Here is a 14,349-nt window from a genome sequence, read left to right on the forward strand (position 1 = left end):
TGTGCTTAAGAGCCCTGCTGAGCCTGCCTCCTGCATTCGGCCGCGACGAGCTCAACCAGCTTCTCCGCGTGAGCTGCCGGAGCAGAGTTGCTTGCTCTCTCCCCCGCTGCCCGCGCGGCGGTTTCGACCGTTGACCATTCAGCCACAACTGCTTCAAGAGTGTCTGCCAGACCCTGTGCGTCCGGCGAAGACGCGAGGATCGTCGCATCTCCGAACTCGCGTGCCAGCACGGGGTCGCTTACAACAATGCCGCGACTCGCAGCGCACGCCTCGATCATGACCATCGGCTGGTTATCGAAGCCCAATGAGGTCTGCACCGCAAGGTGACTGCGCACCAGCAGCTGCTCAACCTGCTGCGGGGAAACCGTTCCTATGCAGCGGACATTTGCCGGGTGACTGTCAAGATCACCGCCTGCGACCTCGAGCAGCACCGGCACTTGGCGATCAAGAAGGATCTGCATGGCTTCAAGGGCAACATCGAGGCGCTTTTCCGGAGCAAAGCGGCCGACCCACGCCAACCGAAGCGGAACCTGCCGAGGCAGAGGACGGGTGTGTGCTGTCCGCTTGGCGGCGTTGGACAGAACGACAACGTTGCCGGCCCCGGCCTCAATCAGCTTCTGTGCCTGGTGCTTCGACGGTGAGAGGACGACATCAGTGTGCTGGGCCATGGCCAGAGTCATCGCTCGCAAGGCTGAATCTGCAGGCCGGTCAGCAAGCTTTGACTTTGGGGTCTTCTGCCGAGTGAAAAGCCGGTAGAGGCCTCGCATCGCAGGTGCAGCCGGCCCAGCCGACTTAGGTGCTTGCCAAAAGAAAGTGTGCACCGTGTGCAGTGTGATAATCCCCAAGCTCTTGGCGGTTGCGACGGCCGCAGCGGCAAGCCCGAATTCCGAATGCACAATGACCACATCCGGTGCAGCTGCCATCAGCACCCGCCTCATCCAGCGCGCCAAACCGCGACCGAAGAAGTACACCGGCAGACCCGCACCGGGAATGCGGACCGTGCTCGGTGGGTTGATCACCTCGACCTCAGGGAGACCCGGTGCCTGGCGCGCACGGGGCGCCATGACGGCCACACTGTGCCCGGCATCGTGCAGAGCCCCTGCCTGCGTAAGAAAAGCCGTCTGTGCCCCGCCGACATAGTCGAGGTCGTAATCGCACACCAACAGGAACTTCACAAAACCGCCTTGTTCACGATGAGAAGGCGCCCGGGCGCACCGAGGTAAAGCGCGCGGTCACTGCGCGTTCTGCGATTCAAGCTCCGGGAGCTCGATAGTCGCGCAGTCGCCCCACAGTTTGTCGAGGCCGTAGTATTCCCTGTCGTCTTCGTGGAACACGTGCACAGTGATATCGCCGAAGTCGACGAGCACCCACCGGTTCTCTCCTGTGCCCTCACGGCGAATCGGCTTGATCTGGTGCCTGCGCAGCAGCTGTTCTTCGATGTTGTCAACGACAGCGTGCACCTGTCGTTCGTTGGATGCTGATGCGATGACAAAGGCATCTGTGAGCACCAGATTGTCTGCGACGTCGATTGCGGTGATGTCAGTTGCGAGCCTGTCGGATGCTGCCTGAGCGGCCGTGCGGGCCAGCTCTTTTGCCGTGTCAGTTGCGGGCACTGTGACCTTTCTGTTCAGAAGAGCATGATGAGGGCGATGACGATGAGGACGATGGCAACGAGGCCGCCGACCCCCAGGACAATGTAAGGAAGCGCGGATGGACGGTCGCCGACGAGAATCTCGCCGTCGCCGTAGGTGATGTCACGGGCTTTCATGGGGCCTGCGGGAGGGTTCTCGACCTCTTCGCCTTCATCAGCCTGGAGCATCTGGCTTTCTTCAGGCGAAATGGCGACCGATTCAATCGGCATGGTCGCAGGACCGGATGCGGCACGACGGAAGTCCTGGGCCGGCTGCGATTTTTCGGGTGCGGCCTTGCTGTCTACGGCAGGCTTGACGTCGTGATCGGCGCTGCCGTTACCGTCCTTGGCTTCAGCGACGCCAGGGGCGGCAGAAGGCGCAGAGACAACCGTGATGCCCTGCGTATTGGGCTTGACTACCGGTGCGCGGCGTTCCCGCGGCTTGCTCGCGGCCTGTCGGCGAGCCACCCAGTCTTCCGACTTCGGGGCCTCGGGAGCCTTCGCAGCGTCGTCTTGGCCCTTCGGGGCCTCGGGACCCTTCGGAGCGTCGTCTTGACTCTTCGGAGCGTCGACGGCTGTTTCCGCCTGGGCTTCAGAGGTTTCCGGTTCGTGGCTCTGCTGTGCGCCAGGAGCCGGCGTCACAGGAGCCTTCTTCACGACGGGAGCGGGGCTCTTGTCCGCGTGCGCTTCCTTCTGCTGAGTCTCGACTGGCTTCGTGGGCGCCGGCGAGGACTCCTGCGGCGCCTGGTCCGCGTCGACTGGGGCCGGCTCAAGTCCGTGTTCGCGCATGTAGCGTCGGCGTTCAGCCCTGGTTTGGAACTGCGGCATTTCAGGCTTTTCAGACGAACCTGCGGCCCGGGTCGCCGGTGCGCTGGGGGCCTCCGGTTCACCGGGAACCTCTTCTGGTTTTGCAGGACCCGGCGCTGGCACCGTGCCGATGGGCTGCATCTTTTCGGTGGGGCGCGGGTCAGGCTCATTCTGAACGCGAGGCGCCTGCTGGGTCTGCTGCGTGTCCTGCATCTGCTGAGCAGGGCGGGCGGGTGCAGGTTCGACTGGGCGTGCCGATGTGGCCGGTGCGGCGGGCGCCGTTGCGGGTGTCTGCGGTTTGACTGTCAGCTTGGCCGGTGCCGGCTCTTCTTTCGGAGTGTCTTCGACTGAGCCTTCTGCAGAGTCCTGAGCAGCAGCCGCGGCTTCCGCGGCGCGGCGTTCAGCTTCCCGCCGTTCGCGTCGGGTTCGGTACTGCTCAGCCAATTTCACTCCTGTAGAGGTTGTGTTTTGCGATGTATTGCACGACGCCGTCCGGTACGAGGTACCACACCGGGAGGTCGTCAAGCACCCTGTCGCGACAGTCGGTCGACGAAATCGCCAGTGCGGGGATCTGCAGGAGGCTCACGCCGTCCTGGGGAAGCCCTTCTGACGACAGTTCGTGTCCGGGTCGGCTGACTCCGACGAAATGTGCGAGCTCAAAAAGCTCGTCGACTTCTTTCCACGACAGGATCTGGGCAAGCGCGTCGGCGCCCGTGATGAAGAACATCTCGGTGCCCTCGCCGAGTTTTTCAGCGAGATCGCGCAGAGTGTCGATCGTGTATGTGTTTCCCGGTCGATCGACATCGACGGGGGAAACAGTGAAGCGCGGGTTGGACGCCGTGGCGATCACGGTCATGAGGTAGCGATGCTCGGCATCGCTGACGTTCTTGCCGGTCTTCTGCCACGGGCGCCCCGTGGGGACGAAGATGACTTCGTCCAACCCGAACCTTGCCGCGACTTCGCTGGCGGCAACCAGGTGGCCGTTGTGGATGGGATCGAATGTTCCGCCCATCACTCCGACCCTGCGCGCTTCGTGGTTCATCATCAGTGGCGGTAGGAAATGCCCTTCCAGCTGAGAGTGACGATTCCCAGGAACAGCAGGATGCCCAGCGCGGTAGCGCCGTACCAGATCGGGTCCATGGGAAGTTCAGCGCCTTCGTGCGCGTGTTCTGCTGCTGCGAGAAGAATCTCGTTCACTGTTTCTCCTGTATGTAGGTGTGAGTGGTCTGTTTGGGAAACACTTTACCCGTTGGCAGACGGTACCGCTCGGCGTGTCGAAATCAGCTGCGGATCTGGCCTGAACCGCGCATGACCCACTTGGTGGTTGTGAGCTCTGCAAGCCCCATGGGGCCGCGCGCGTGGAGCTTCTGAGTGGAGATTCCGACTTCTGCTCCCAGCCCGAATTCGCCGCCGTCGGTGAACCTCGTCGACACATTGACCCCGACGACAGCGGAGTCGATGGCGTCGACGAAGATGTCGGCGTTGGCGATCGTGTTGGTCACGATGACATCGGTGTGGCCGGTCGAGTAGGCGCGAATGTGTTCGATCGCCTCGTCGATGTCCGACACGATCCGCACTGCGATTTCAAGGTCGTGGTACTCCTTAGCCCAGTCACGGCGCGTGACACGGCGGATACGGACGCCCTCCGGAGCGCATTCGGCAACATCAGAATCACCGTGGATGGTGACCCCCGCCTCGTGCAGTCGTTCAAGGATCCTCGGCATCACACGGCGGGCGGCCTTTTCGTGCACCAGCAGTGTTTCCAGCGCGTTGCACACGCTCGGGCGGTGAGTCTTCGCATTGAGGACAAGGTCCGAGGCCATCCGGACGTGCGCAGAAGAGTCAATGAACATGTGGGTGTTGCCGGCACCCGTTTCAATGACGGGCACGATCGAGTCTTGCACGACGCGCTGGATGAGCTCCGGACCTCCGCGCGGAATCAGCAGGTCTACGTAGTCACGTGCCTGCATCAGCACCGCGGCCCCTTCGCGGCCCCAGGCATCGATACTCGAAACGGTGTCGGCCGGCAGGCCTGCCGAGGCTACGGCCTTGCGCAGAAGCTCAACCAGCAGAGTGTTCGCCGAAATCGCCGCGGAACCGCCGCGCAGGATAACCGCGTTGCCGGCCTTGAGGGCCAGTGCCGCAATGTCAACGGTGACGTTGGGCCGTGCCTCGTAAATCGCGCCGACCACGCCCATGGGCACGCGCTTCTGCATGAGGTTGATGCCGTTGGGCAGGGTGCGGCCGCTGACGATGTCACCAACCGGGTCAGCCAGGCCGATCACGTGGCGCACAGCGGCCGCGATGCCGCGCACACGCTGCTCGTTGAGCTCCAGGCGATCCAGCAGCGAATCAGAAAAACCGCGCTTCTTTGCAGTTTCGATGTCTTCGGCACTCGCTGCCACGATGTCGTCGATGTTGTCTTCCAAGGTCTGCGCGATCGCCTCAAGGGCCGCGTTCTTGTCCTTGGTCGATGCGGTCGACACAACCGCCGAGGCCGTTTTGGCAGCCGCGGCGACGCGAGTGACCGCCCGTTCGATCTTGGGATCGATGTCAGTGGTTTCCGTCATGTCACACTGTCCCATTCTTTGTCAGAATCATGTCGTTTCGGTGAACGACTTCCCTTTGGAACGATACGCCGAAGCGGCGACCGAGTTCACTCTTGCTCAGACCGAACATCTGCGGAAGTTCGTCCGCGCTGAAGTTCGGGAGTCCGCGCGCCAAGCGCGTTCCGCGCGGATCAACAATATCGACCGGCTCGCCCGCTTCGAAGCGTCCGGAAACATCAACAACACCGGCGGCAAGAAGCGATTTGCCGCCCTCGGTGAGGGCTTTGGCGGCACCGGCGTCAACACGAATGGAGCCTGTTGGCTCAGCAAGGTGCGCAAGCCACAGCAGACGCGTCTGGCGCCTAGAGTGCGTGGGACCGAAGTACGTGCCAACGTCCTCCCCGCGAACAGCAGAGACTGCCAGATCAAAAGACGTCAGGACGCTGGGAATCCCGGAGTCTGCCGCGATCACCGCAGCATGGACCTTTGTCGCCATGCCGCCAGTGCCGACAGCACTGCCGCTGCCGCCGATGGTGAGCGAGGCGAGATCCTCAGGACCAGCGACAAAGGGAATGTGCACCGCTGAAGCGTCTTCCGGAGGCGCCGACAGAAGAGAGGGCACGTCCGACAGCAGAACCAGCGCCTCGGCGTGTGCCATCTGCGCTACCAGCGCGGCAAGACGGTCGTTGTCGCCAAAGCGCAGTTCATCAGTTGCCACGGCGTCGTTTTCGTTGACGATCGGCAGAATATTCATCGCCAGAAGACGGTTGATGGTGTTCTGTGCGTTGCGGTACGTGGAGCGGCGCACCATGTCGTCCACCGTCAGGAGGACCTGGGCTGTCACTACCCCGTGGCCTGCGAGTTCTTCCGTGTAGGCCGTCATGAGCAGGCTCTGCCCAACAGCAGCGGCAGCCTGCAGGGTCGGAAGATCAGACGGGCGCTGCTCGATCGGCATGGGCCCAAGACCCGTTGCCACGGCCCCGGAGGTCACAAGGATGACCCTCTTGCCCGCATCGTGCAGTTTGCCGATGATGTCTGTCAGCTCGACCAGACGGGCTCGATTAAGGCCGCCCTCATCGGTAATCGACGACGACCCGACCTTGACGACGATTGTTTCGGCGCGACGCACGGAGTCGCGCACTGCTGCTGCATCAGTCAACGGCTATTCGGCCTCCCGCTGAGCCTTCTCAGCCAGGCGCTCAGCTTCGAGTTCCGCACGCGCGGCGGCCTTTGCGTCCATCCGCTCGTGGAATGCGGCCTTGCGCTCAGCCCGCGAGGCGCGACGGTTCTCTTCCAGACGCGAGTCGCTGCCGCGTTTGCCCAGGGGCTCTCCCCCACCCAGCAGTGTGGGATCCCAGTCGAAGACAACAGCGTCTTCACCCGGACCGATGACAATCGTGTCGCCGGGGTGCGCGCCCTGCTTGAACAGCTCCTCCTCGATTCCGAGCCTTTGAAGACGGTCTCCCAGGTAGCCGATGGCTTCGTCATTCGTGAAGTCGGTCTGCAGAATCCAGCGTTCGGGCTTGTCACCGCGCACTCGATACACGGCGCCTTCCGGACCGCTCTCGGGAGTGATGGTGAACGACCCGCCGCGGTCGACCGCTGCCGGCCGGATGACCTGGCGGGCAGGTTCGCCATCGAGTTCTGCTCGCCGGCTGCGCTCTTCGAGCACGATTTCAGCCATCGCGTAGGACAGTTCTTTCAGCCCTTCGTGCGACACAGCCGAAATATCGAAGGTGCGGTACCCCGCTTCATTCAATTCAGCCCGCACGATGTCGGCAAGGTCTTTGCCGTCGGGGATGTCGGTTTTGTTCAATGCGACCAGGGTTGGGCGCTGAGTGAGCGGAAGCAGGTCGCCGCTGGGGTCGACATCGACTTCGTAGGTTGCGAGTTCAGCCTCAATCGTTTTGAGGTCGCTAACGGGGTCTCGCTCGGGTTCCCACGTCGCCATGTCGATCACGTGCACGATAGCCGCACAGCGCTCAATGTGGCGCAGGAAGTCCAGCCCAAGGCCCTTGCCCTGAGCTGCACCGGGAATGAGGCCGGGAACGTCAGCAACGGTGAAGCGCGTGTTGCCGGCCTGCACCACGCCCAAGTTGGGAACGAGAGTCGTGAACGGGTAGTCCGCGATTTTCGGCTTTGCGGCCGACAGCGCTGCGATCAGGCTCGACTTGCCCGCCGACGGATACCCGACCAGCGCAATGTCAGCGACGGTCTTCAGTTCGAGGACGACATCGACTTCTTCACCCGGCGTTCCCAGCAGGTGGAACCCAGGAGCTTTGCGCTTGGTCGACGCCAGAGCCGCATTGCCCAGGCCACCGCGACCACCCGAAGCGGCAACATAGCGCGCACCTGCACCCACGAGGTCTGCGAGGATTTCGCCATCGCGGCTCTTGACGACAGTGCCGTTGGGCACAGGGACAACACGGTCGCCGGCCTTCGCTCCGTGCCGCAGGTCGCCGGAGCCGGCTGCGCCGTTGTCGGCTTTGATGTGCGGTGAGCGGTGATAGCTCAGCAGCGTTGTGGTCTGCGGATCGACTTCGAAGATGATGTCGCCGCCGTCTCCGCCGTTGCCGCCATCGGGTCCGCCCAGCGGTTTGAATTTCTCGCGACGCACAGACGTGCACCCGTCGCCCCCGTTTCCGGCGGCGAGGAAAAGAGTCACGCGATCGACGAACTCGACAGCCACGGCATTCCCTTTCTAATGAATGTGGGGCGAGCCGCTTTGCGACTCGCCCCACAATTCTAAACTCTCTTATTCAGCAATGACGCTGACCGTCTTGCGGCCGCGCTTCTGACTGAATTCCACGGTTCCCGCAGCAAGCGCGAACAGTGTGTCGTCGCCGCCGCGTCCGACGTTGACGCCGGGGTGGAACTTGGTTCCGCGCTGGCGGACGAGGATTTCGCCGTTGTTCACCAGCTGACCGCCGAAGCGCTTGACACCCAGGCGCTTGGCGTTGGAATCACGACCGTTGCGAGTGGAGCTCGCACCCTTCTTAGTTGCCATAGTTCAGTACTCCTGGGTTCTGCTTACTTGATGCCGGTGATCTTGAGGCGCGTGAGTTCCTGGCGGTGGCCCTGACGACGCTTGTAGCCGGTCTTGTTCTTGTACTTCTGGATGACGATCTTGGGGCCGCGAAGCTCGTCGACTACTTCAGCGCTGACCTTGAGCTTGGCCACGTCTTCCGGGGCGTGGGTTACGGTGTCGCCGTCCACGTGGAGAACGACGTCAAGATCGACGGAGTCCCCGGCTTCGGCTTTGATCCGGTTGACGGTGATGACATCGCCGACAGACACCTTTTCCTGGTGACCACCGACGCGGACAATGGCGTAGACCATAAACAGTCCCCTTCTTTTCTGCTGTGAGCGGCTGTTTCCACCGCCCGCATTCGTACCGGCGACTTTCCCTTGGCCCATGGCCCATTAGGAGGAAAAGTCCGCCGTGATGCGATTGCACCGACCTGCAATCTTAATCTTCACAGCCCCCGAAAGTCAAAGCGACTGGCGAGCCTCTTGTTCCGCGATCCGCTGGTGGCGGCGGATGACGTGCGCAACCGTGAAACCGAGCAACTCCTCTGCGAATTCCGGGTCCAGTCCGCTGGCTTCGGCCAGAGAGCGCAGACGTTCCAGCTGACGCTGTTCGCGTTCGGGGTCCGCCGGCGGCAGCTGTTGGGACGCTTTGAGGTGGCCGACTTTCTCAGTGAGCTTGAACCGTTCGGCCATGATGTGGATGAGCACAGCATCAAGGTTGTCGATGCTGTCGCGCAGCTGCTGCAGCTCTTCAGGTATCTCCGTCATGGAACCCAATGCTACCGGCGGATGCGCCCCACTTTCGGAGGTGTTCACCCAGTGAACGGGACGTGAGCGGATCTCTTCCGTTTCCGCATACGGGAATTCTCCACGGCAGCTCGCTTCGCGGCCTTCTGTCCCCCATGAGGTCAGCGAAGTCCTCCAGCTGTCGGTCAAGAACGCGCCGTCCGCCGTACCTGCTGGCAAGAGCACCCATGGCCGTGGGAAGAACAGGTTCTGCTATCCGAATCTCTGTGTCCGCAGCCGGAACGGTCTCGCAGTCGGCTCCCGTGATGACATCGGCCCCTGCCAGCAGAAAAGCTGTGTCTTCCAGGGGCTCCAGCGCGGCATCGGCGGCGTCCGCATCCGCAATCACGCCCCGCATCCAGCAGCGCTCCCCCTCGCCAATGATGAGCACAGCCTGGGGCAGAGCCCACGCGTCGATACGGCCTGCCTTCGGCAGCCGCACCGCAACCCGCAGGTCATAGCCCAGCTGCGCCGGAGTCGCGACAGCCGCAGTGAACTGCTCACGGGCGATGAACTGCACCCACAGCCAGAAGTCGACGAGGTCGGATCGCTCCTCCTGAAAAATGTGGACTTCACGCGCATCGGATGATTCGGGCACCGAGGCGTCCATCCGCATGGCGCGGTATACCGCCCATCCGCGCAGCCCGGGCCCAGCCTGCGCGCAGAAAGATGCGAACTCAGCGTGCCTGCTTGTGCGCACTGGAACTTCGTACAGCGCCAGAAGGGCGCGAAGTTTGCGTTCGCGCACCAGTTCGGGGTTCATCGGTGTGTTGCGAGAAGAGCTTTCTAGAAGATCCACGCCGAGCGCCCGGACTGCCTGACGGGTGGCATTCTGCGCGGTTCCGTATTCCGGGGTGTCGGTGATGCTGATGTACAGCGGGTCGAGAGCACACCGGCTCTCCACATCGAAAGGGTCGTATCCGGCAGAGGCGGTCACCGGGGAAAGCACGATTGTTTCAGCACCGGCCGCGGCGGCCTGCACCGCAATGTCGCGCAGGTCGGCGAAGTCGCCCACACCCCACGAACGCCCCATGCGGGCTGATGCCAGGTGCAGATCGAAGCCTCGCTCACCTGGCTGCACTGCAGTTTCGCTCACGAAGAGCGGTGCACGGCTGACTGTGCCGGCGACCGCGCACGTGATTTCGCCAATACCGGGTTCACGCGCCTGGGTGATTGCCGTGAACTCGTGCCGGACTTCCGAGGCGCCTGCCGCCGTCACGGTCTGCGTTCCGGTGATCGTCGGGGTGATGTTCGCGGGAACCGGTTCGCCGCTGAGTCCGACTGTCGACACCGATGCGGTGGCGGGGTGGGCGGTTCGCACTGACACTGCCGCCGGATGGCCGGCTTCGGCAACGACAGCCGCCGGCAGGGCGGAGAGCCACTGCCGGCGGTTTTCGCGGTCGATGAGGATCTGCAGTTCACTGCTGTCCTCGGCTGCGAAGCCGAGAACCTGCAGCGCGGCGGCCAGCTGGTCATCAGACAGCGGCCGGCCCGCGACATCGCGTTCTCCGTCGATGCCGAGCAGGGCGGCCAGCCGGCGCATCCCCCCGGTCATGTCCGACTGCAGGATCCCCGCCACGGGTCAGTCCTGGCCGATGATGAGGATGGGCGGTTCCGGTTCAGCAGGCGCTTCGGGCTTCTTCGGCTCCTGCTTCTTCGGGGCTTCCTCAGGCCTGGGCTCCGGTTTCTGAACTGCTTTTTGAATCCGCGTCTGCGATGCGCCGCCGATCATGAGCAGACCTTCCGATTCCGGCGTCGGCATGCTGACGGGCTCAGCCTGCTTACGGGCAGCAGAGTCCGCTTCAGCCTCGCTGCCGGAGCTGCTGTCTACATCGTTGTCGTCTGTGCCGTCACCGACAGGGTTTTCGGTGTTCTCAGCCGGCTCGGCCGATTTGATGCGACGGCCGCCTCCGCGGGTTCCGCGGCGACGACGCGTGCGGCGTTCGCGCTGTTCGCCATCATCGGGTGCGGCCTCACCGGTGTGCTCAGCGCTGTCTGCCGGTGTCTTCGCCGCTTCTGCCGCGTCATGCGAAACATCATGCGTGTCACCGGACGTGGCCGCTGGCTCGTCTGCTTCGGCGGGTGCTTGCGGTTCCTCGTGGTCCCGAATGGTGGCCTTGGCGATGGCCGCCATGGCCTTCTGGGACTCCCGGCTGCGCTTTTCGTCTTCTTCAGACTGCTGGCTGCCGGAGGAGTTGTTGTGCGAACCGCGCGAGTTGTCCTTGTTGTCGCGGTTCTTGCGGCGCGACTTGTACTGCCGGCCGGAGTGGTCCGGTTCGGTGCCCGGCAGCATAAGGCCGCGTCCGGAGAGGTCTTCCCCGGCTGCCGCGAGACCTTCGGCCAGGCCCGTGCCGATGCGCTTGCGGGTCATCTGGACGAGCCCGAGCGAGGTCACTTCCGCTACCTGGTGTTTGGTGCGGTCGCGGCCCAGGCATTCGACCAGGCGACGAACCACGAGGTCGCGGTTGGATTCAAGCACCATGTCGATGAAGTCAACGACGATGATGCCGCCAATATCGCGCAGACGCAGCTGGCGGATGACTTCTTCGGCTGCTTCGAGGTTATTCTTCGTGACGGTCTCTTCGAGGGATCCGCCGGAGCCGGTGAACTTGCCGGTGTTGACGTCGATGACGGTCATCGCCTCTGTGCGGTCGATGACGAGCGAACCACCTGAGGGCAGGTTGACCTTGCGGTTGAGCGCCTTGTCGATCTGTTCGGACACGCGGTAGTGGTCGAATATGTCGTCGTCGCCTTCGTAGCGAGATACGCGATCCCGCAGGTCGGGTGCAACGGATTCGACGTATTCGGTGATGACGTCCCACATGCGGTTTCCGTCGATCACGAGTTCACTGAAGTCTTCGTTGAAGACATCGCGGATGATGCGGACCATCATGTCCGGTTCGCTGTACAGGAGTTCCGGTGCACGCACCTTGGTGGACGAGGACTTGCCCTCGATGGTCTCCCAGCGCTTGCGCAGGCGTTCGATGTCCTGACGCAGGTCGTCTTCCGAGGCGCCTTCCGCGGCTGTGCGCACGATGACGCCGGAGCCGTCTGGGACGGCGTCCTTCAGGATCGACTTCAGGCGGCTGCGCTCACTGTCGGGCAGTTTGCGCGAAATGCCGGTCATCTGGTTGCCGGGGACGTACACGAGGAAGCGGCCGGGCAGAGAGATCTGCGCGGTCAGGCGCGCGCCCTTGTGCCCGACGGGGTCCTTTGTCACCTGGACGAGCACCGGATCGCCGGGGTTGAGTGCGACTTCGATTCGGCGGGGTTTGCCGTCCATGCCGAGAGCGTCCCAGTTGACTTCACCGGCGTACAGCACGGCGTTGCGGCCCTTGCCGATGTCGACGAAGGCGGCTTCCATGCTGGGCAGCACGTTCTGCACGCGACCCAGGTAGACGTTGCCGATGAGCGAGGACTGCTGGCGCTTCTCCGACAGGTAGTGTTCAACGGCGATGCCGTCTTCGGTGACAACGAGCTGAGTGCGTCCGTCTTTTTCGCGCACGATCATGGCGCGCTCAACCGATTCGCGACGGGCCAGGAATTCAGCTTCCGTGATGACGGGGCGGCGGCGCCCAGCGGCCCGGCCTTCCCGACGGCGCTGACGTTTGGCTTCTACGCGGGAAGAACCGCGGATACCCGTGACTTCGCTTTCCAGCGAGGTGGTGCGGCGGCTTCCGCGCTCACGGCGGCGTGTGCGGCGTCGCCTGCGACCGCTGTCGCCGTCGTTGTCATCGCCGTCGTTGTCGTCAGCGTCCGATGTGCGGTTGTCGTGATCGCTGTCTCCGCGGCTGCCGTGGTCGCCACGGCCGCGTCGGCGGCTGTCGGAACCGGAGTCGTCCGAGTCATCCGAATCATCGTGCGAATCGTCGTTGTCGTCGCGGTCATCGCGCGAACGTGAGCGACGACCGCGGCCACCGCGTCGACGCCGGCGTCGACCGCCTTCGCGGCCACCTTCATCGTCGTTGAAACCGCCGTCGGAGTCAGTGTCGCCGGAGTCCTCGGTGTCGTCCGAATCGTCGTAGTCATCGTCTTCAGGTTCCCAGTCGGGATCCACCTGAACGCCCAGTTCGGCCTTCGGCTGCTGGAACAGCAGCGCACCGCCTGCCGGAGCGGTGACGGGGACCACCTCGGTGTCGTCGTAATCCTCAGATGCCCGTGCGGAGAAAGCGGGTGCAGTCTGCAGTTCGGCGGATGCCGCACTCACGGGCAGACCGGCGACCTCCGGCTGGGCCGCGTTGGAGAACAGGCCGCCCGAAAACGCTGTTATGCCAGCTTTGTCGTCAGCTTCGTTCTCAGCGCTGTCTTCTGCGTCGCGGTCGTGTTCTTCTTCGGAATCGTCGACGTCTGCGGTGTCGTCAACCCGATCTTCTGTCGGTTCGTCCTGGCTTTCGCCGCGGCTTTCAGCATTGCGCTTCTGGCCGGCTTTGTCGGCGATCGACTCCAAAAGCTCTGCGCGACGGCTGTCGTCTTCAGCCTGCGTCTGGCGCCCCTGGGACTGCTGGCGCAGCGCTTCGAGGTCGGAAAGGATTCCCTCTGTGGGATCCACTGTGTCACTCATTGAAAACTCCTGTCCCGATCGAGCGGTGCAACGTCCGCGACCGGGATCATGTCCTTGTCATAATCACAAAAGTCTGTGAGCTGCTGTGGGCTCGCGCGAATGCTCAGCGCGGTGGCCCAGGGCTTCATCTTGAACCTGGCCGAAATTCTTCGGAGAGGTGGAAGCACACCCGGCGCGGTTGCTCTGCCGGAGCTCTGATGCTCATTATGTCACAGCGCACCTGGGACGACACTGAATCCGGGCTGTCCCACCCGGCAGTGCCCGCCTCGATTCGACCGGTGGGCTCAAGCGGTGGATGATGTTTCTATGACCTCAGGAACCAGTGTGCAGACAGCAGAGCTTTCCGTCCCCTCCCCGTGGTTCAGCCGCAAGAGGCCCTTCGGAATCTTCCTCGTGGGGACAGCCGTCATCGGCTTGATCGCATCTTTTGACCTGTCGATTGAGAAAATCAAAAAACTCGAAAATCCCGGGCATGTCCTGTCCTGTGACTTCAATCCGTTCTTTTCGTGCGGTTCCGTCATGAACTTCTGGCAGGCTCAGGTGTTCGGCTTTCCCAATCAGCTCATCGGGATTGCCGCGTTCATCTTCCCGCTGCTTCTGGGCGTCCTTCTGATCAGCCGCACGGAGATCCCCCGCTGGGTCATGATCGGTCTGCTGATCGGACTCACGGGCGGTGTCGCACTGGTCATCTTCCTGTTCATCAGTTCGATTTTCGTCATCGGGATCGGCTGCCCGTGGTGCATTGTCGTGTGGACCGTCGTCATTCCGATGTGGTTCATCACGGCGGGCCACCTGGCGCTCACGGGCGGCTTTGGGTCAGCTGTCCAGCACTCCCCCGTCGTCCAGGTCTTCGCGTCTCATGCGGTTCTTCTGTCCGCCCTGGCTCTCGCGCTCATCTACCTGAGCATCGTCGCGAAGTTCTGGACGTTCTTCTCAAGCCTCGTCTGAACCGGATCGGTTCGCACCCCTCCCACCGGTTCCGGTGG

Annotated in this window: 14 protein-coding genes; 1 reads left to right on the forward strand and 13 read right to left on the reverse strand. The window is 63.1% G+C overall.

The features are described from left to right. Positions 1-5: 5 nt before the first annotated feature. The 13 genes from HMPREF3172_RS07845 to HMPREF3172_RS07900 all read right to left on the reverse strand — a co-directional run bounded on the left by HMPREF3172_RS07845 (position 6) and on the right by HMPREF3172_RS07900 (position 13,363). Positions 6-1,175 carry a glycosyltransferase family 4 protein gene (locus tag HMPREF3172_RS07845; RefSeq protein WP_061942598.1) on the reverse strand — a complete coding sequence of 390 codons (1,170 nt, stop codon included), beginning with the start codon at positions 1,173-1,175 and terminating at the stop codon, positions 6-8. Positions 1,176-1,232: 57 nt separating this feature from the next. Further along, the gene (rsfS, locus tag HMPREF3172_RS07850) at positions 1,233-1,613 is read right to left on the reverse strand and encodes a ribosome silencing factor (protein WP_019175386.1); all 381 of its coding nucleotides are present in this window, start codon (positions 1,611-1,613) and stop codon (positions 1,233-1,235) included. 14 nt (positions 1,614-1,627) lie between these two features. Next, a complete protein-coding gene (locus HMPREF3172_RS07855) occupies positions 1,628-2,881 on the reverse strand; it encodes a hypothetical protein (protein ID WP_070516608.1) in 1,254 nt (417 codons plus the stop codon). Further along, positions 2,874-3,482: a nicotinate-nucleotide adenylyltransferase gene (gene nadD / locus HMPREF3172_RS07860; protein ID WP_370919344.1), complete on the reverse strand. Its 609-nt coding sequence runs from the start codon at positions 3,480-3,482 to the stop codon at positions 2,874-2,876. The genes HMPREF3172_RS07855 and nadD overlap by 8 nt, the downstream gene beginning before the upstream one ends. Next, positions 3,482-3,634, reverse strand: a complete 153-nt coding sequence (locus HMPREF3172_RS10540) for a hypothetical protein (protein ID WP_019175388.1) — start codon at positions 3,632-3,634, stop codon at positions 3,482-3,484. Before HMPREF3172_RS10540 ends, nadD begins: the two co-directional genes overlap by 1 nt. Positions 3,635-3,717: 83 nt before the next feature. Beyond that, complete coding sequence (locus tag HMPREF3172_RS07865) at positions 3,718-5,007, reverse strand: glutamate-5-semialdehyde dehydrogenase (protein WP_019175389.1); 1,290 nt, start codon at positions 5,005-5,007, stop codon at positions 3,718-3,720. 1 nt (position 5,008) lies between these two features. Then, entirely contained in the window at positions 5,009-6,145 is a 1,137-nt protein-coding gene (proB, locus tag HMPREF3172_RS07870) for a glutamate 5-kinase (protein ID WP_070516609.1), read from the reverse strand. Positions 6,146-6,148: 3 nt separating this feature from the next. After that, the gene (obgE, locus tag HMPREF3172_RS07875) at positions 6,149-7,675 is read right to left on the reverse strand and encodes a GTPase ObgE (protein WP_070516611.1); all 1,527 of its coding nucleotides are present in this window, start codon (positions 7,673-7,675) and stop codon (positions 6,149-6,151) included. A 66-nt stretch (positions 7,676-7,741) separates the two neighbouring features. Beyond that, positions 7,742-7,993 carry a 50S ribosomal protein L27 gene (gene rpmA, locus HMPREF3172_RS07880; protein WP_070516613.1) on the reverse strand — a complete coding sequence of 84 codons (252 nt, stop codon included), beginning with the start codon at positions 7,991-7,993 and terminating at the stop codon, positions 7,742-7,744. Between the two features lie 23 nt (positions 7,994-8,016). After that, on the reverse strand, positions 8,017-8,325 hold the full coding sequence (gene rplU / locus HMPREF3172_RS07885; RefSeq protein WP_019175393.1) for a 50S ribosomal protein L21: 309 nt from the start codon (positions 8,323-8,325) through the stop codon (positions 8,017-8,019). Positions 8,326-8,478: 153 nt separating this feature from the next. Continuing rightward, positions 8,479-8,784, reverse strand: a complete 306-nt coding sequence (locus HMPREF3172_RS07890; RefSeq protein WP_019175394.1) for a chorismate mutase — start codon at positions 8,782-8,784, stop codon at positions 8,479-8,481. Next, the gene (locus tag HMPREF3172_RS07895; protein ID WP_070516615.1) at positions 8,768-10,381 is read right to left on the reverse strand and encodes a 4-alpha-glucanotransferase; all 1,614 of its coding nucleotides are present in this window, start codon (positions 10,379-10,381) and stop codon (positions 8,768-8,770) included. The genes HMPREF3172_RS07890 and HMPREF3172_RS07895 overlap by 17 nt, the downstream gene beginning before the upstream one ends. Before the next feature lie 3 nt (positions 10,382-10,384). Continuing rightward, positions 10,385-13,363 (reverse strand): Rne/Rng family ribonuclease, encoded by a 2,979-nt coding sequence (locus HMPREF3172_RS07900; RefSeq protein WP_070516617.1) that lies wholly within the window; start codon positions 13,361-13,363, stop codon positions 10,385-10,387. 306 nt (positions 13,364-13,669) lie between these two features. On the opposite strand from HMPREF3172_RS07900, the gene HMPREF3172_RS07905 reads away from it, so the two are divergent. Then, positions 13,670-14,311 carry a vitamin K epoxide reductase family protein gene (locus tag HMPREF3172_RS07905; RefSeq protein ID WP_256173316.1) on the forward strand — a complete coding sequence of 214 codons (642 nt, stop codon included), beginning with the start codon at positions 13,670-13,672 and terminating at the stop codon, positions 14,309-14,311. Positions 14,312-14,349: the final 38 nt, after the last annotated feature.

Source organism: Brevibacterium sp. HMSC08F02 (assembly GCF_001807555.1).
Lineage (GTDB): Bacteria > Actinomycetota > Actinomycetes > Actinomycetales > Brevibacteriaceae > Brevibacterium > Brevibacterium ravenspurgense.

What these genes read in the sequence shown, in the direction of transcription:
- nadD (WP_370919344.1), bottom strand. Translation starts at nt 3,482, where the DNA reads ATGATGAACCACGAAGCGCGCAGGGTCGGAGTGATGGGCGGAACATTC.
- HMPREF3172_RS07865 (WP_019175389.1), bottom strand. Translation starts at nt 5,007, where the DNA reads ATGACGGAAACCACTGACATCGATCCCAAGATCGAACGGGCGGTCACT.
- rpmA (WP_070516613.1), bottom strand. Translation starts at nt 7,993, where the DNA reads ATGGCAACTAAGAAGGGTGCGAGCTCCACTCGCAACGGTCGTGATTCC.
- rplU (WP_019175393.1), bottom strand. Translation starts at nt 8,325, where the DNA reads ATGGTCTACGCCATTGTCCGCGTCGGTGGTCACCAGGAAAAGGTGTCT.
- HMPREF3172_RS07890 (WP_019175394.1), bottom strand. Translation starts at nt 8,784, where the DNA reads ATGACGGAGATACCTGAAGAGCTGCAGCAGCTGCGCGACAGCATCGAC.
- HMPREF3172_RS07900 (WP_070516617.1), bottom strand. Translation starts at nt 13,363, where the DNA reads ATGAGTGACACAGTGGATCCCACAGAGGGAATCCTTTCCGACCTCGAA.
- HMPREF3172_RS07905 (WP_256173316.1), top strand. Translation starts at nt 13,670, where the DNA reads ATGACCTCAGGAACCAGTGTGCAGACAGCAGAGCTTTCCGTCCCCTCC.